A 15,536-nucleotide genomic window follows, 5' to 3' on the forward strand; every position below is an offset into this window, starting at 1 on the left:
CGACGACCTCCGACAGCGCGCGCGGGCGCAGCCGGTCCGGCAGCGGATGCGGGGCATCGTGGTCGAGCCCCGCCGCGGCAAAGAGAGTTGGCGTCTCCTGTGGTCGCTTCGGACTCATCCGCCCAGCGTGACGTTGATCTGCTGGCCGCCCCTCACCAGCGTGATGCGCCAGATCCTCGGGCGCTCGCCGGCCGCCTTTTCGAGGTCACCGGTCTTGCTGATCTTCTGGTTGTTGACCGCGAGAATGATGTCGCCCTTCTGAAAGCCGACATTCGCGGCCGCACTGTCGCCGCCGAGATCGGTGATCACAACACCCTCGGTATCGGCGTCAAGATGCAGTTCGTCGGCGACCGCCGGCGTGATGGTCGAGACCTTCGCTCCCTGGAACGGAGAGCGCGCGGTGACGACGAGTTCGTTGCGTCCCGTATCGGGAGCGGTCTCCAGCGCCACCGCCAGCTTGAGCGGCTTGCCGCCCCGCTGCACGTCGATCTGCGCGGTGCCGCCGAGCGGACGGGTGGCGAAGCGATAATCGAAAGCGTTGGGATCATCCACGGTCTGGCCGTCGATCCCGATGATGAGATCGGAGGATTTCAGGCCGGCCTTCGCCGCGGGGCCGTTCGAGACCACGCTCGCGACCAGCGCACCTGTCGGCGAACGCAAGCCGAGGCTCTCGGCGATCTCCGGCGTCACCGCCTGCAACTTTGCCCCGAGCCACGGCCGCTTCACCGCCTTGCCGCCGCTCTTGGCGGAGGCGACGACGACGCGCACCATGTTGGCAGGGATCGCAAAGCCGATTCCTTGCGAGCCGCCGGAGCGCGAATAGATCGCGGTGTTGATGCCGGCGAGCTTGCCGCTCATGTCGACCAGCGCGCCGCCGGAATTGCCGGGATTGATCGCAGCGTCAGTCTGGATGAAGAACTGGTAGTCGGTGATCCCGACCTGGGTGCGCGCGAGCGCCGAGATGATGCCGTGGGTCACGGTCTGCCCGACGCCGAAGGGATTGCCGATCGCGAGCACGACGTCACCGACCAGCAACTCGTCGGAGTTGGTGAAATCGAGGGTCGGGAACTTCTCCTTCGTGTCCTTCAGGCGGAGTACGGCAAGATCGGTGCGGGAATCCTTCAGCAGGATCTCGGCTTCGAACTCGCGCTTGTCCGACAGCGACACCTTCACCTGGTCCGCGCCTTCGATGACATGGACGTTGGTGACGACGAGGCCGGAGGCATCGACGATGACGCCCGAGCCGAGCGAGCGCTGCATCTGCTCAGGCTGCTGGCCAGGCACGCCGAAGAAGCGGCGGAAGATGGGGTCATCGAGCAGCGGATTGCGGTTCTGCACCACCTTGGCGGCATAGACGTTGACCACAGCCGGCTGCACCCGCTGCACGATCGGCGCATAGGACAGCCGCAGTTCGGCCGGCGAGGACGGGACGCGGCGGTCCTGCGCCGCAGCCGGATTGAAGTGGGCGGAAAAGCCTATGCACAATGCCGTAACGGCGGCGGTCCAGGTCGATCGGAACATTCCTACCTCTTGGAAAAGACGCCGGAATATAGGCGCGTTCGTCCCTCAATAGAAGGGCGCCGGGCGGCAATTCGGGGCCCTTTCCGGTGTGTCCGGGATGCAAGCTGAGCGTGCGAATCGGCAATTGGCCCGAGGGCTGGATTGGCATGATGTGCATTGGCGACGTGCCGCAATATTTCGACCGCGGCGAGAACATCCGCCGCGCGCATCGGCGTCACGCCGCGCGCTTCGGCTTCTTCACGACGACCGGCGCTGGTGCACAGGACAATCGCTGCTGATGGCTCTCGCCCCAAGCCTTTAGGATATCGATCACCGGCTTGAGGCTCTCGCCGAGCTCGGAGAGACAATACTCCACGCGCGGCGGCACTTCCGCATAGACCTTGCGAATGACGAGCTTGTCCTCCTCCAGCGCGCGAAGCTGTTTCGTCAGCATGCGCTGGGTGATGCCGGGCATCCGGCGGCGCAGTTCGCCGAAGCGCTGGGTGCCGTCTTGCAGATGATAGAGGATCACGCCCTTCCACTTGCCGTCGATCAGATCCAGCGTCGCCTCGACCGAACAGCCGGGACGACGGGCAAAGTCTCGCCGTTTCATGCGTGTTTTCCCAATAGTATCCAAACAGGGACTATATCCCCGAATTTACAGTACTTGCCAAATCGGAGCTATAGCGACAGTTAGGACGGCAGGCGAGCACGCCATCTGATGGAGACAAGCCATGAAGGCCGTCGGCTACAAGAAATCGCTTCCGATCGAGGATCAGGACGCGTTGTTCGATTTCGAGACCGCCAAGCCAGATCCCAAGGGACGCGACATCCGCGTCGCCGTGAAGGCGATCTCCGCCAATCCGGTCGATTTCAAGGTGCGCAAGCGCGCCGCCCCGCCCGAGGGTGAGACGAAGATCCTGGGCTATGACGCGGCCGGCGTGGTCGATGCGATCGGCCCCGAGGTTACGTTGTTCAAGCCGGGCGACGAGGTGTTTTACGCTGGCTCGATCCTGCGCCAAGGCACCAATGCCGAATTCCATCTGGTCGACGAACGCATCGTCGGCAACAAGCCGAAGAGCCTGTCGTTCGCGCAGGCCGCCGCCCTTCCCCTCACCTCCATTACGGCATGGGAGCTGCTATTCGACCGGCTCGGCGCGGTGCCGGGCAAGAGCGTCGATCCGCGCACGCTGCTGATCACAGGCGGCGCCGGCGGCGTCGGCTCGATCCTGATCCAGCTTGCCCGCCGCCTCACCGGGCTGACGGTGCTCGCGACCGCGACGCGGCCGGAATCGCAAAAATGGTGCCTCGATCTCGGCGCGCATGCGGTGGTCGATCATGGCAAGCCGATGAAGGAGCAGATCGAGAAGCTGAAGCTGCCGCCGGTCGCGCTGGTGGCGAGCCTCACCTTCACCGACCAGCACTACAAGGCGATCGCCGAGTTGATGGCGCCGCAGGGCCGGTTCGGCCTGATCGACGATCCCCCGGAGTTCACCATGAGCACGTTCAAGGGCAAGGCGATCTCGGTCCACTGGGAATCGATGTTCACGCGCTCCTCGTTCCAGACGGCGGACATGATCGCGCAGCATCATCTGCTGAACGACGTCGCCGACCTCATCGACAAGGGCGTGCTGCGCACGACGCTCGACCAGACTTTCGGTACGATCAACGCCGCCAACCTCAAGCGCGCGCATGCGCTGCTCGAGAGCGGCAAGTCGCGCGGCAAGATCGTGCTGGAGGGGTGGTAGGCGAAGGACTCGCAGGGTGGGCAAAGGCGCACTTGCGCCGTGCCCACCACAATCTTCTCAACATGCACTCGAGGTGGCGGGCACGCTACACTTTGCCCACCCTACGGCAGCTACGTTCGAGCCCCGCCCTCGACGAATAGCAGCCGCCGCTCCAGCGCCGTCTGCCGCAGCTTGAGCGCCTCGGCATATTCCGGCGAGGCGTACCATTCCTTCAGCCTCGCCATCGACGGGAATTCGACGATCACGATGGCCTTCGGCGGAAGATTGCCCTCCGCCAGTTCGGCTTTGCCGCCACGGACGAGATAGTGCCCGCCGTACTGCGCGATCGTCTTCGCGGCGAGCGTCCGATAGGCCTCAAATCCGTCGGGATCGCGCATCTCGACCTCGGAAATTGCGTAGGCTGTCATACACGGCCTCAGGCGATCGTGTTGACGATGCCGCCTTCCGCGCGCAGCGCCGCGCCGTTGGTGGCAGACGCCTGCTTCGAAGCAACGTAGACCACCATGTTGGCGATCTCGTCGACGCTGGCGAAGCGCTGAATCAACGAGCTCGGGCGATGCTGCTTGACGAAATTGGCCGCGGCCTCGTCCACGGATTGTCCGTTTTGCTTCGCGAGATCCTTCACGAAGGTCTCGACGCCCTCCGACATGGTCGGGCCCGGCAGCACGGAATTGACGGTGACGCCGGTGCCGCGGGTGAGCTGCGCCAGGCCCCGCGCGACCGAGAGCTGGGCCGTCTTGCTCATGCCGTAGTGGATCATCTCGACGGGAATGTTGAGCCCGGACTCCGAGGAGATGAAGACGATGCGGCCCCAATTGCGCTTGAGCATGCCTTGCATATAGGCGCGCGACAGCCGCACGCCGCTCATGACGTTGACCTCGAAGAAGCGGCTCCAGTCCTCGTCGGGGATGTCGAAAAAGTCCTTCGGCTCGAAGATGCCGGCATTGTTGATGAGGATGTCGACGTCCGGCAGCGCCGCAACGAGCGCCTTGCAGCCTGCGGCAGTCGAGACGTCGGCGGCGATGCCGCGCACCTTGGCGCCCGTCCCTTCCAGCTTGCGTACGGCGGCATCGACCTTGTCTTGGCCGCGGCCATTGATCACAACGCTGGCGCCTGAAGCGGCGAGACCCTTCGCAATGGCGTGGCCAATGCCGGCGGTCGAGCCGGTCACGAGCGCGGTCTTTCCGGAAAGGTCGATGTTCATGCGTCATCTCCATTTGAAGCTGGTGCGGATATCGTGCGCAGCGCAGACGGATGCAATCGCCACTCACCGACGCGTGAGGATCGGCCGCCACAACGGAGGAATCGTAGGGTGGGCAAAGCGGAGCGTGCCCACCATTTCGAGACGGTGCTAGACCCATGGTGGGCACGGCGCGCGAAGAGCGCGCCTTTGCCCACCCTACGGGTCCGTCATCGCGGCGGCAGCGTCCTGAGAAAGGCGACGATCGCATCGAGATCCTGGGCCGTCATGCTGGCATAGGCAGCATAGGCCATCGGCGGCTTGAGCTTGTGACCATCGCGCGCGATGCCTTGCGTAATCGCACGTTTGATTTCGTCGTCGCTCCATTGGCCCAGGCCGATCGCTCGATCGGGGGTGATGTTGGGAGAGACGGACTCCCCCCACGGCCCCCTGAACGTCCGGCCGCCCTTGCCGCTCGCTGCGGCGAAATCGTGGACGGCGGACGGGCCTTCCGGCGTATGGCATTCCAGGCAATGGGCAATGGTCAACAGATAACGGCCGCGCGCGCTCGACCAGCGTTTCGCCAGCGGCCGGCGACATCAGCAGCGCCAACACGAATCCAAACACAATCCTCATGAGGGCCCCCGCCCGGAATGCGTTCAACAAAACGACGCGCAGCATGAGATGCCGTTGCGCCATACAAAAAAGCGGCGCCCAGGGGCGCCGCTTTCTGAAAACCCAATGCCGGTCGGCTTACGCCGCCTCGGCTTCCTTCTCCTGCACCGGACCGGAGTCCTGGCCCTTGGCATCGACGTCGCGATCGACGAACTCGATCACGGCCATCGCGGCGTTGTCGCCGTAGCGGAAGCCGGCCTTGATGATGCGGGTGTAGCCGCCCTGGCGGTCCTTGTAGCGGGGCGCCAAAACGTCGAACAGCTTCTTGACCTGGTCCTTGTCGCGCATCTCGGAGATGGCCTGGCGGCGCATGGCCAGCCCGCCCTTCTTGCCGAGGGTGACCAGCTTCTCGACGATCGGGCGCAATTCTTTCGCCTTCGGCAGCGTGGTGACGATCTGCTCGTGCTTGATCAGCGCGGCGCACATATTGGCGAACATCGCGCGGCGATGCTCGGCAGTGCGGTTGAGCTTCCGATGAACCTTGCCGTGACGCATGTGACTATTCCTTACGTAAAAACTGCCGCGACGGTTCGTCGGACATGTTGCTCAGGTGGGCTGCCTGCGTTCGCCCGGTCGTCATTCCGGACGGCGCGAAGCGTCGATCCGGAATCTCGAGATTCCGGGTTCGGTCCTACGGACCGCCCCGGAATGACGAAATACTCAGTAGTGATCCTCGAAGCGCTTGGCGAGCTCGTCGATGTTCTCCGGCGGCCAGCCCGGTACTTCCATGCCGAGATGCAGACCCATCTGGGCCAGCACTTCCTTGATCTCGTTGAGCGACTTGCGGCCGAAGTTCGGGGTGCGGAGCATTTCCGCTTCGCTCTTCTGCACGAGGTCGCCGATGTAGACGATGTTGTCGTTCTTCAAGCAGTTGGCCGAACGCACCGACAGCTCGAGCTCGTCCACCTTCTTGAGGAAGGCCGGGTTGAAGGCGAGGTCCGGGATGATCTCCTGGGCGACTTCCTTGCGCGGCTCTTCGAAGTTGACGAACACGTTGAGCTGATCCTGCAGGATGCGCGCGGCGTAAGCCACGGAGTCATCCGGCGTCAGCGCGCCGTTGGTCTCGATCGTCATGGTCAGCTTGTCGTAGTCGAGGATCTGGCCCTCACGGGTGTTCTCGACCTTGTAGGAGACCTTGCGGACCGGCGAGTACAGGCTGTCGACCGGGATCAGGCCGATCGGCGCATCCTCGGGACGGTTGCGCTCGGCGGGCACGTAGCCCTTGCCGGTGGCGACCGTGAACTCCATGCGGATCTCGGCGCCTTCGTCGAGGGTGCAGATCTGCAGATCCGGGTTGAGCACGACGACGTCGCCGACGGTCTGGATGTCGCCAGCGGTGACGACGCCCGGGCCGGACTTCTTCACGACCATACGCTTGGGGCCTTCGCCCTGCATCTTGATCGAGATGTCCTTGATGTTGAGCACGATGTCGGTGACGTCCTCACGGACGCCCGCGATCGAGGAGAACTCGTGCAGCACGCCGTCGATGTGCACCGACTGCACCGCTGCGCCCTGGAGCGAGGAGAGCAGGATGCGGCGCAGCGCGTTGCCGAGCGTCTGGCCGAAGCCGCGCTCGAGCGGCTCGGCGACGATGGTCGCGAAACGCGAGGGATCGCTGCCGGGCTGCACCTGGAGCTTGTTCGGTCGAATCAGTTCTTGCCAATTTTTCTGGATCGTCACTGTTTCACCCATACAGGCCAGTCATACTGCGATTGCAGATACTGGCGTTGGAGAAAGGCCGCAGGTCATTCCCGCGGCTTTGCAAAAAACAATCGCGGGCGCCGATGCGCCCGCAATTTCGTATCAAACGCGCCGACGCTTGCGGGGACGGCAACCGTTGTGCGGGATCGTAGTCACGTCACGGATCGAGGTGACGGTGAAGCCTGCGGCCTGGAGCGCGCGGAGCGCCGATTCGCGGCCCGAACCGGGACCTGCGACTTCGACTTCGAGCGTGCGCATGCCGTGCTCCTGCGCCTTCTTGGACACGTCTTCGGCGGCAACCTGCGCGGCGTACGGGGTCGACTTGCGCGAGCCCTTGAAGCCCATCGTGCCGGCGGAAGACCAGGCAATCGTGTTGCCCTGCGCGTCGGTGATGGTGATGGTCGTGTTGTTGAACGACGAATTCACGTGCGCGACGCCGGAGGCGATGTTCTTGCGCTCACGACGACGAACGCGGGTGGCTTCCTTGCCCATGGAGTACCTTTCCTGAAGATCTCAAACGCCGCCGTAATGCCAGCGGCTACACCTGTGGAACGAAAGGCGCGTGGCGAACGGGTCATCCCTGTTCGCCACACGCCGCGATTTGGATTCGAAAACTTACTTCTTCTTGCCGGCGATGGCCTTCGCCGGGCCCTTGCGCGTGCGCGCATTGGTGTGGGTGCGCTGGCCGCGCACCGGCAGACCGCGACGATGACGCAGGCCGCGATAGCAGCCGAGGTCCATCAGACGCTTGATGTTGATGCCGACCTCGCGACGCAGGTCGCCCTCGACGAGATAGTCGCGGTCGATCACTTCGCGGATCTGGAGCACTTCGGCATCGCTGAGCTGATTGACGCGACGATCCACGGGGATCTTCACCTTCTCCAGGATCTCACCGGCGATCTTCTGACCGATGCCATGGATGTACTGGAGCGCGATCAGCACGCGCTTGTTGGTGGGAATGTTCACGCCGGCAATACGGGCCACGGCCTTCTCTCCTGTCGCCGATCCTCGTCAGGATCGGGCTTAAGTGCTTGTGTTCTCGGGCAGGTGTTCACAAACGCGAACACGACGCCCACCCCCGGTCTTCCTGGGGCCCGGCATCGTCTGAAACTATCCGACTTGGATGCGGGGCTTATTAAGGGATTCCAGGGGCTTTCGTCAACCGCTGCTAGCGCTTGGCTCGCTTTTTCGTGACCTTTTTTGCAGCCTTCCTGGCACCCTTTTTGACTGCCTTCTTGGCGGTCTTTTGGGCTGCCTTTTTCGCTGCTTTCTTGACGGTCTTCTTGCCGGCTTTCTTGGCCGCCTTCTTGGAGCCCTTCACCGCCGTCTTGGCTGCCTTTTTAGCCGATTTGGCGGGTTTTCTGGCCGTTTCCGCCGGCTTTTTGGCTGTTTTCCTGGTCGCCGCCTTGCTCGCCGTCTTGCCCGCCCTGGCCTTCTTGGCCGGCGCCGCCTTGGCTGCGCTTTTGGCGCGGGTCTTCGGCTCGACAGCGCCCAGCGCCAGCAGCTGCCGATGGATGGCGCGGGTGACCTCGTCGATGGCCATCATACCGTCGATGGTCGAGAGCTTCCGCCGCTCGGAATAGTAGTGAATCAGCGGTTCCGTCTGGTTGCGGTAGCTGGCTAACCGCTTGGTCAGGACCTCCGGGGTGTCGTCGAGTCGGACCTCCTCCCCGCGCTCACGCATCTGGGCGACGCGAGTCTCGACGCGGCTCAGCAGCGCGCTCTCGTTGACGCGGAGCTCGATGACGGCATCGAGCTTGAGGTGCTTATGCTTGAGCAACTCGTCCAGCGCCTCGGCCTGCGGTACGGTGCGCGGGAAGCCGTCGAGGATGAAACCGTTTTTGGCATCCGGCTGGTCGATTCGGTCGGAGATGATTCCGACCACGACCTCGTCGGGCACGAGGCCGCCGCTGGCCATGATCTCCTTGGCCTTCAGCCCGACCGGCGTTCCCGCCGCAACCGCCGCGCGCAGCATCTCGCCGGTCGAGAGCTGGACGATGCCATAGCGCTGCACCAAGAGTTGCGCCTGGGTCCCCTTGCCCGACCCCGGCGGTCCCAGAAGTATAATTCTCATCGGCGTACGCCCCCCCGATTGGTGAGCGATACGTCGCGCACCTGTGTTTGAAGATCAAGAACGGTGCAAACCACAATCAGCGCCGCACCGCTACCCATATCATAAGGGAGCGAATGGGCGGACGCCAAGGAGGCTTTGAAATCAGGGATTGCGGCGCAGTGAGAGCAGCTCTGCCGACGCAGCCGGTGGCTCGCTGACGGCGCAGCCGGCGTCGCACATTGCTCGCGCCGCGAATCGGCGGCGCATTGGCGCCGCCGAGAGAAGGCATTTAGCGGCGGCGGCCGCGCAGCTTCGACTTGCGGATCAGGCCTTCATACTGATGCGCCAGCAGATAGCCCTGCACCTGCGCCACGGTGTCCATGGTGACACTGACGACGATCAGCAGCGAGGTGCCGCCGAAGTAGAACGGCACCGAGGCGTAGGAGATCAGGATCTCCGGGATCAAGCAGACGATCGCCAGATAGACCGCACCTAACACGGTGACGCGCGAGAGCACGTAGTCGATATATTCCGCGGTGCGCTCGCCGGGACGGATGCCCGGAATGAAGCCGCCGTGCTTCTTCAGATTGTCCGCGGTCTCGGTCGGGTTGAATACGATCGCGGTGTAGAAGAAGGCGAAGAACACGATCAGCGCCAGATACATGATCAGGAACAGCGGACGGCCGTGGCCGAGCTGGGTGGTGATCCACTGGAACCATTCCGGCCCACTGCCCGCGTTGAAGTTCGCAACCGTAGTCGGCAGCAGCAGCAGCGAGGACGCGAAGATCGGCGGGATCACGCCCGAGGTGTTGAGCTTGAGCGGCAGATGCGAGGACTGGCCCTCGAACATCTTGTTGCCAACCTGACGCTTCGGATACTGGATCAAGAGGCGGCGCTGCGCGCGCTCCATGAACACGATGAAGGCGATCACGGCGACCGCCATGATGATGACGACCAGGATCAGGCCGGTCGACATCGCGCCCTGACGGCCGAGCTCGAGCATGTTGGCGAGCGCGGCGGGCAGCTCGGCGACGATGCCGGCGAGAATGATCAGCGAGATGCCGTTGCCGATGCCGCGCGAGGTGATCTGCTCGCCCAGCCACATCAGGAACATGGTGCCGCCGGTCAGCGTGATCGCGGTGGACAGCCGGAAGAACATGCCGGGGTCGCTGACGACGTTGCCGGCGCCCTCGAGACCCACCGCAATACCGTAGGACTGGAACGCGGCCAGGATCACGGTGAGATAGCGGGTGTACTGGTTCAGCAGCTTGCGGCCGGACTCGCCTTCCTTCTTCAGCGCCTCGAGTTGCGGCGAGACGGTGGTGAGGAGCTGGATGATGATCGAGGCCGAGATATACGGCATGATGTTCAGCGCGAAGATCGCCATGCGGTGGATGCCGCCGCCGGCGAACATGTTGAACATGCCGAGGATGCCGCCCGCCTGGGAACGGAACACCTGCTCCCAGATATTGGGATCGATGCCGGGGAGCGGGATGTAGGTCCCGAGCCGATAAACGAGCAGCGCACCCAGGGTGAACCAGATGCGCTTCTTCAGTTCGTCAGCCTTGGCAAACGCACCGAAATTGAGATTGGCTGCCAGTTGTTCCGCTGCAGAGGCCATCTTGGACTTTCTCCCGCCGCCTATTGCGCCGTCATGCCCGCGGCCGGGCTACTCTCGCGGACGCCGGACATTATCTGGGGCTCGGCTTCGATAAGTCCACGTCCCGCATGCGTAAAGGCCCGCGAGCCGCGGGCCAATGACGCAGTTGTTACGCCGCCTCGCCTTCTTCCTTGGCAGGGGCGAGGATCTTCACCGAACCGCCGGCCTTCTCGACCGCGGCGATCGCGGTCTTGGTGGCGCCGTGCACCTCGATGTTGAGCTTGGACTTGAGCTCGCCACGGCCGAGCAGCCGCAGGCCGCCCTTGGCGCGGCGCAGCACGCCGCCCTTCACCAGGGCCTCGACGTTCACGACGCTGCCGGCGTCGATCTTCTTGGCATCGACCGCTTCCTGGAGCCGGTCGAGATTGATCTCGGCGAACTCGACGCGGAAGATGTTGTTGAAGCCGCGCTTGGGCAGACGGCGATGCATCGGCATCTGACCGCCTTCGAAACCCTTGATGCGCACGCCCGAACGGGCGGTCTGGCCCTTGCCGCCGCGGCCGGACTGCTTGCCCTTGCCCGAACCGATGCCGCGGCCGACGCGCATACGCTTCTTGCGCGAGCCGGCGTTGTCGGCGATATCGCTGAGCTTCATCGCCCTTCTCCTTGTGTCTTGCGCACGATCTTCGCCGAAAAACGGTGCCCGCTCTTCGGGATCATGCGCCTTTGCTTACTTCTCGTCGACGATGCGGACGAGATGGTGAACCTTCTCGATCATGCCGCGGACCGCCGGGGTATCCGGCAGTTCGCTGGTGCGGCCGATCTTGTTGAGCTTGAGCCCGATCAGCGTCGAGCGCTGCGAGTGATGGCGGCGGATCGCGCTGCCGGTCTGCTCGAGCTTGATCGTCTTTGCGGTCGTAACGGCACTCTTGGCCATGGGAGTCTACTCCGAAAAGCTTCCGTTAGTCGGCAGCCGCCTCGGCGTCGCCGCCGATACGGCGAGACTGGAGGGTGGACACCTTGATGTTGCGGCGGGCAGCGACCGAGCGCGGCGAATCCTGATGCTTCAGCGCGTCGAAGGTCGCGCGCACCATGTTGTACGGGTTCGACGAGCCGATCGACTTCGCCACCACGTCCTGGACGCCGAGCGTCTCGAACACGGCGCGCATCGGACCGCCGGCGATGATCCCGGTACCGGCCGGAGCTGCACGCAGGTAGACGCGGCCCGCGCCATGACGGCCAGCGATGTCGTGATGGAGGGTGCGGCCCTCGCGCAGCGACACGCGGGTCAGGTTACGCTTGGCGGATTCGGTTGCCTTGCGGATCGCCTCGGGCACTTCGCGCGCCTTGCCGTGACCGAAGCCGGCGCGGCCCTTCTGATCGCCGATCACGACCAGCGCTGCGAAACCGAAGCGCTTGCCGCCCTTGACGACCTTGGCCACGCGGTTGATGTGGACGAGCTTGTCGACGAACTCGCTGTCGCGCTCCTCGCGCTCCCTGCGTTCACGTCCGCCGCCGCGTTGATCGCGTCCACCACGCTGTTCGCGTTCTGCCATTTTTCCAATCCTTCAGAGGCTTACGCCTCAATCCTCAAATTCCGTTAGAAGCTCAGCCCGCTCTCACGCGCCGCGTCGGCCAGAGCCTTGACGCGCCCGTGATAGAGGTAGCTGCCGCGATCGAAAACGACTTCCTTGACGCCCTTCTCGGCGGCGCGCTCGGCCAGCAGCTTGCCGACCGCCTTCGCCGCATCGATGTCGGCACCGGTCTTCCCGCCGTCGCGCATCGACTTCTCGAGCGACGAGGCCGAGGCCAGCGTCTCGCCCTTCAGGTCGTCGATGACCTGGGCGTAGATGTGCTTGGACGAGCGGAACACCGACAGACGCGGACGACCACCGCCGGAGCGGCGCAGCTTCAGCCGCACACTCCGCTTGCGCCGGGCATTGGTAACCTTGGCTTTGGACATGACCGGCTCCGTTACTTCTTCTTGCCTTCCTTGCGGAAGATGAATTCGCCAACATACTTCACGCCCTTGCCCTTGTAGGGCTCCGGCGGGCGATAGCTGCGGATCTCGGCCGCGACCTGGCCGACACGCTGGATGTCGCTGCCTGTCACCGTGATCTCGGTCGGCTTCGGCACGGTGATCGTGATCCCCTCGGGGATCGTGTAGACCACGTCGTGGCTGTAGCCGAGCGCGAGCTGCAGGTTCTTGCCCTGCATCGCGGCGCGGTAACCGACGCCGGTGATCTCAAGCTTCTTCTCGAAGCCCTTGGTGACGCCTTCGACCAGATTCGCGACCTGGGCGCGAGCGGTACCGTACAGCGCGCGCGCGCGGTTGGTCTCGACCCGCGGGTTCACCTTCACCTGGCCGTTCTCGAGCTTCACCTCGACGTCGTCATGGACGACGAACTGAAGCTGGCCCTTCGGGCCCTTCATCTTGACGGTCTGCCCATCAACGGTCGCGGTCACTCCCGACGGAACCGGAACAGGCCTTTTGCCAACTCGTGACATGGATCAAAAATCCTTCTCAGAACACCGTGAAGAGGACTTCACCGCCCACATTCGCGTCACGCGCGCTGTGGTCGGCCATGATCCCCTTCGGCGTCGACAACACCGAAATGCCGAGCCCGTTGTTGACCCGCGGCAGGTTCTTCACCGAGGCGTAGACACGACGCCCGGGCTTGGAGACACGTTCGATCTCGCGGATGACGGGCTCGCCGTCGAAATACTTCAGCTCGATCTCGATCTCGCTGCGGCCCGAGGAATGCTCGAGCGTGGCGTAACCGCGGATGTAGCCCTCGGACTTGAGGACTTCGAGCACGTTCTCGCGCATCTTCGAACCAGGCGTGGAGACCTTGTTCTTGGAGCGCATCTGCGCGTTGCGGATACGGGTGATCAGATCGCTGATTGGATCGTGCGTAGACATCTAAACGACCCTCCTTACCAGCTGGACTTCACGAGGCCCGGGACCATGCCCTTGGAGCCAAGTTCGCGCAGCGCGATACGGGACAGCTTGTTCTTGCGGTAGTTCGAGCGCGGGCGGCCCGACAGCTCGCAACGCAGGCGGATGCGGGTCGCCGACGAATTGCGCGGCATTTCCGCGAGCTTCAGGGTGGCGGCGAACCGCTCCTCCATCGGCAGCTTCTTGTCGGCGATGATCGCCTTCAACCGCTCGCGCTTCGGGGCGGCGTTCTTCACCATCCGCTTGCGCCGGTTGTTCTTCTCGATTGAACTCTTCTTTGCCATGCTTGGCTCCTGGGTATCCGCGTTTGAGAGGCTTTAGGTCAGCGTCTCACTGCCGGAACGGGAAATTGAAAGCGGTCAACAAGGCCCTCGCCTCGTCGTCGGTCTTGGCCGTGGTGCAGACGGTGATGTCCATGCCGCGGGCTTCCGTGACCTTGTCGAAGTCGATCTCGGGGAAAATGATGTGCTCCTTGATGCCGAGCGAGTAGTTGCCGCGGCCGTCGAAGCTCTTCGGGTTCAGGCCGCGGAAGTCGCGGACGCGCGGCAGCGCGACCGTCACCAGGCGATCGATGAACTCGTACATGTGGGACTTGCGCAGCGTGACCTTGCAGCCGATCGGCTGGTTCTCGCGCAGCTTGAAGGTCGCAATCGCGATACGCGAATAGGTCACGATCGCCTTCTGGCCGGCGATCTGGGTCAGCTCGGCGGCAGCGGTCTCGGCCTTCTTGCGGTCGTTGACGGAATCGCCAACGCCCATGTTCAGCACGACCTTGTCCAGGCGCGGAACCTGCATGACGTTCTCATAACCGAACTTCTCGGTCATCGCCGTGCGGATCTTCGCATCGTATTCCGCGCGCAGGCGCGGCGTGTAAGCGGCCTCAGCCATCGATCTCAGCTCCCGAGCTCTTGGCGATGCGGACCTTCTTGCCGTCCGCCAGAATCTTGAATCCGACGCGGGTCGGCTTTCCATCCTTGCCGACATACGCGATGTTGGACAGTTGGATCGGCGACTCCTTCGAGATGATGCCGCCCTCCTGGGCCTGCGTCTGCTTCTGGTGACGCTTGACCATGTTGATGCCGCGCACGAGCGCCGTGCCGGCGTCGGGACGCACTTCGAACACTTCGCCGGTGCGGCCCTTGTCGCGGCCGGTCAGCACGACGACCTTGTCGCCCTTGCGGATCTTCGCAGCCATCACAGCACCTCCGGCGCGAGCGAGATGATCTTCATGTGGTTCTTCGCGCGCAGCTCGCGCGGCACGGGCCCGAAGATACGGGTGCCGACCGGCTCGGACTGGTTGTTGATCAGGACGGCGGCGTTGCGGTCGAAGCGGATGACCGAACCGTCGGCGCGGCGGATGTCCTTGCGGACGCGCACCACGACGGCCTTCATCACGTCGCCCTTCTTCACCTTGCCACGCGGAATTGCTTCCTTGATCGAAACGACGATGATGTCGCCGATCGTGGCGTAGCGGCGCTTGGAGCCCCCGAGCACCTTGATACACATGACACGGCGTGCGCCAGAATTGTCGGCCACGTCGAGGTTGGTCTGCATCTGAATCATTGATGCACCTCGTCCTCTTCTCTTTGCGCCAGCCCAGCCGGCGCTCAACATTTCCCTGAAGTCAGTCGGCTAAAGCCAACAGATCAGGCGCTTTTCTTGTGTTCGCCCCGGATCACGACCCAGCGCTTCAACTTCGAAATCGGCTTCGATTCCTCGATCCACACCATGTCGCCCGGCTTGAACTCGTTGCTCTCGTCGTGCGCGTGGTAGTTCTTCGAACGGCGGATCGTCTTCTTGTAGATCGGGTGCGTGAAGCGGCGATCGACGCGCACCACGATGGTCTTGGCTTGCTTGTCGCTGACGACCACGCCCTGCAAAGTACGTTTCGGCATCTTCGTAAGCCTCTTACTTCTTCTTCGCGCGCGTCTGCGCGGCGACGGTCTTGATCCGGGCGATGTCACGACGGGCCTCGCGCAGGCGCGAGGTATTCTCGAGCTGCCCGGTGGCGCGCTGGAAGCGCAGGTTGAAGCGCTCCTTCTTCAGGTTCAGGACGGCGTCGTCCTGCTGGTCGGGGCTCATCGCGCGGATGTCTTCGATCTTCATCTGGGCCATGGCCA

24 protein-coding genes are annotated in these 15,536 nt (G+C 63.7%); 1 reads left to right on the forward strand and 23 read right to left on the reverse strand.

Annotation, left to right across the window (positions count from 1 at the left end):
- Window positions 1-114: 114 nt before the first annotated feature.
- Together MOV74_RS01300 and MOV74_RS01305 are read right to left on the reverse strand one after the other, a co-directional pair.
- Complete coding sequence (locus MOV74_RS01300) at window positions 115-1,521, reverse strand: DegQ family serine endoprotease (RefSeq protein ID WP_246916864.1); 1,407 nt, start codon at window positions 1,519-1,521, stop codon at window positions 115-117.
- A 214-nt stretch (window positions 1,522-1,735) separates the two neighbouring features.
- Window positions 1,736-2,113 carry a helix-turn-helix domain-containing protein gene (locus tag MOV74_RS01305; RefSeq protein WP_246916867.1) on the reverse strand — a complete coding sequence of 126 codons (378 nt, stop codon included), beginning with the start codon at window positions 2,111-2,113 and terminating at the stop codon, window positions 1,736-1,738.
- A 121-nt stretch (window positions 2,114-2,234) separates the two neighbouring features.
- Between MOV74_RS01305 and MOV74_RS01310 the strand changes: the two genes are divergently transcribed.
- A complete protein-coding gene (locus MOV74_RS01310) occupies window positions 2,235-3,248 on the forward strand; it encodes a zinc-binding alcohol dehydrogenase family protein (protein ID WP_246916870.1) in 1,014 nt (337 codons plus the stop codon).
- Between the two features lie 110 nt (window positions 3,249-3,358).
- Here MOV74_RS01310 and MOV74_RS01315 read toward each other — a convergent pair whose 3' ends face one another.
- The 21 genes from MOV74_RS01315 to rpmC form a co-directional block, all read right to left on the reverse strand.
- Window positions 3,359-3,655 (reverse strand): DUF1330 domain-containing protein, encoded by a 297-nt coding sequence (locus MOV74_RS01315; RefSeq protein WP_246916873.1) that lies wholly within the window; start codon window positions 3,653-3,655, stop codon window positions 3,359-3,361.
- An 8-nt stretch (window positions 3,656-3,663) separates the two neighbouring features.
- On the reverse strand, window positions 3,664-4,452 hold the full coding sequence (locus tag MOV74_RS01320) for an SDR family NAD(P)-dependent oxidoreductase (RefSeq protein ID WP_246916875.1): 789 nt from the start codon (window positions 4,450-4,452) through the stop codon (window positions 3,664-3,666).
- Window positions 4,453-4,658: 206 nt separating this feature from the next.
- Window positions 4,659-5,015, reverse strand: a complete 357-nt coding sequence (locus tag MOV74_RS01325; RefSeq protein ID WP_258719477.1) for a c-type cytochrome — start codon at window positions 5,013-5,015, stop codon at window positions 4,659-4,661.
- Window positions 5,016-5,181: 166 nt separating this feature from the next.
- Window positions 5,182-5,598 carry a 50S ribosomal protein L17 gene (rplQ, locus tag MOV74_RS01330; protein ID WP_018322277.1) on the reverse strand — a complete coding sequence of 139 codons (417 nt, stop codon included), beginning with the start codon at window positions 5,596-5,598 and terminating at the stop codon, window positions 5,182-5,184.
- 165 nt (window positions 5,599-5,763) lie between these two features.
- Complete coding sequence (locus MOV74_RS01335; protein WP_094895375.1) at window positions 5,764-6,795, reverse strand: DNA-directed RNA polymerase subunit alpha; 1,032 nt, start codon at window positions 6,793-6,795, stop codon at window positions 5,764-5,766.
- A 111-nt stretch (window positions 6,796-6,906) separates the two neighbouring features.
- The gene (gene rpsK / locus MOV74_RS01340) at window positions 6,907-7,296 is read right to left on the reverse strand and encodes a 30S ribosomal protein S11 (protein ID WP_007603045.1); all 390 of its coding nucleotides are present in this window, start codon (window positions 7,294-7,296) and stop codon (window positions 6,907-6,909) included.
- A gap of 123 nt (window positions 7,297-7,419) precedes the next feature.
- A complete protein-coding gene (gene rpsM / locus MOV74_RS01345; RefSeq protein ID WP_008549231.1) occupies window positions 7,420-7,788 on the reverse strand; it encodes a 30S ribosomal protein S13 in 369 nt (122 codons plus the stop codon).
- Between the two features lie 184 nt (window positions 7,789-7,972).
- The gene (locus MOV74_RS01350; protein WP_246916881.1) at window positions 7,973-8,878 is read right to left on the reverse strand and encodes an adenylate kinase; all 906 of its coding nucleotides are present in this window, start codon (window positions 8,876-8,878) and stop codon (window positions 7,973-7,975) included.
- A 268-nt stretch (window positions 8,879-9,146) separates the two neighbouring features.
- On the reverse strand, window positions 9,147-10,478 hold the full coding sequence (gene secY, locus MOV74_RS01355) for a preprotein translocase subunit SecY (RefSeq protein ID WP_246916884.1): 1,332 nt from the start codon (window positions 10,476-10,478) through the stop codon (window positions 9,147-9,149).
- A gap of 148 nt (window positions 10,479-10,626) precedes the next feature.
- Window positions 10,627-11,112, reverse strand: coding sequence for a 50S ribosomal protein L15 (gene rplO, locus MOV74_RS01360; RefSeq protein ID WP_011088136.1), 486 nt, complete (start codon window positions 11,110-11,112; stop codon window positions 10,627-10,629).
- A gap of 75 nt (window positions 11,113-11,187) precedes the next feature.
- On the reverse strand, window positions 11,188-11,394 hold the full coding sequence (gene rpmD / locus MOV74_RS01365; protein WP_212248998.1) for a 50S ribosomal protein L30: 207 nt from the start codon (window positions 11,392-11,394) through the stop codon (window positions 11,188-11,190).
- Window positions 11,395-11,419: 25 nt separating this feature from the next.
- Entirely contained in the window at window positions 11,420-12,013 is a 594-nt protein-coding gene (gene rpsE, locus MOV74_RS01370) for a 30S ribosomal protein S5 (RefSeq protein WP_025036985.1), read from the reverse strand.
- A 44-nt stretch (window positions 12,014-12,057) separates the two neighbouring features.
- The gene (gene rplR / locus MOV74_RS01375) at window positions 12,058-12,420 is read right to left on the reverse strand and encodes a 50S ribosomal protein L18 (RefSeq protein WP_007603036.1); all 363 of its coding nucleotides are present in this window, start codon (window positions 12,418-12,420) and stop codon (window positions 12,058-12,060) included.
- 11 nt (window positions 12,421-12,431) lie between these two features.
- On the reverse strand, window positions 12,432-12,965 hold the full coding sequence (gene rplF, locus MOV74_RS01380; RefSeq protein ID WP_246916886.1) for a 50S ribosomal protein L6: 534 nt from the start codon (window positions 12,963-12,965) through the stop codon (window positions 12,432-12,434).
- 16 nt (window positions 12,966-12,981) lie between these two features.
- Complete coding sequence (gene rpsH / locus MOV74_RS01385) at window positions 12,982-13,380, reverse strand: 30S ribosomal protein S8 (protein WP_246916889.1); 399 nt, start codon at window positions 13,378-13,380, stop codon at window positions 12,982-12,984.
- Window positions 13,381-13,394: 14 nt separating this feature from the next.
- On the reverse strand, window positions 13,395-13,700 hold the full coding sequence (gene rpsN / locus MOV74_RS01390; protein WP_246916892.1) for a 30S ribosomal protein S14: 306 nt from the start codon (window positions 13,698-13,700) through the stop codon (window positions 13,395-13,397).
- Between the two features lie 46 nt (window positions 13,701-13,746).
- Window positions 13,747-14,304 carry a 50S ribosomal protein L5 gene (gene rplE / locus MOV74_RS01395; RefSeq protein ID WP_246916895.1) on the reverse strand — a complete coding sequence of 186 codons (558 nt, stop codon included), beginning with the start codon at window positions 14,302-14,304 and terminating at the stop codon, window positions 13,747-13,749.
- Window positions 14,297-14,611: a 50S ribosomal protein L24 gene (gene rplX, locus MOV74_RS01400; protein WP_007603031.1), complete on the reverse strand. Its 315-nt coding sequence runs from the start codon at window positions 14,609-14,611 to the stop codon at window positions 14,297-14,299. The genes rplE and rplX overlap by 8 nt, the downstream gene beginning before the upstream one ends.
- Window positions 14,611-14,979: a 50S ribosomal protein L14 gene (rplN, locus tag MOV74_RS01405; RefSeq protein ID WP_007603030.1), complete on the reverse strand. Its 369-nt coding sequence runs from the start codon at window positions 14,977-14,979 to the stop codon at window positions 14,611-14,613. The genes rplX and rplN overlap by 1 nt, the downstream gene beginning before the upstream one ends.
- A gap of 83 nt (window positions 14,980-15,062) precedes the next feature.
- Entirely contained in the window at window positions 15,063-15,311 is a 249-nt protein-coding gene (gene rpsQ / locus MOV74_RS01410) for a 30S ribosomal protein S17 (RefSeq protein ID WP_007603028.1), read from the reverse strand.
- A gap of 13 nt (window positions 15,312-15,324) precedes the next feature.
- On the reverse strand, window positions 15,325-15,531 hold the full coding sequence (gene rpmC / locus MOV74_RS01415; RefSeq protein ID WP_026202715.1) for a 50S ribosomal protein L29: 207 nt from the start codon (window positions 15,529-15,531) through the stop codon (window positions 15,325-15,327).
- Window positions 15,532-15,536 lie beyond the last annotated feature (5 nt).

Origin of the sequence: Bradyrhizobium sp. SHOUNA76, from assembly GCF_023006445.1 — a bacterium.
Lineage (GTDB): Bacteria > Pseudomonadota > Alphaproteobacteria > Rhizobiales > Xanthobacteraceae > Bradyrhizobium.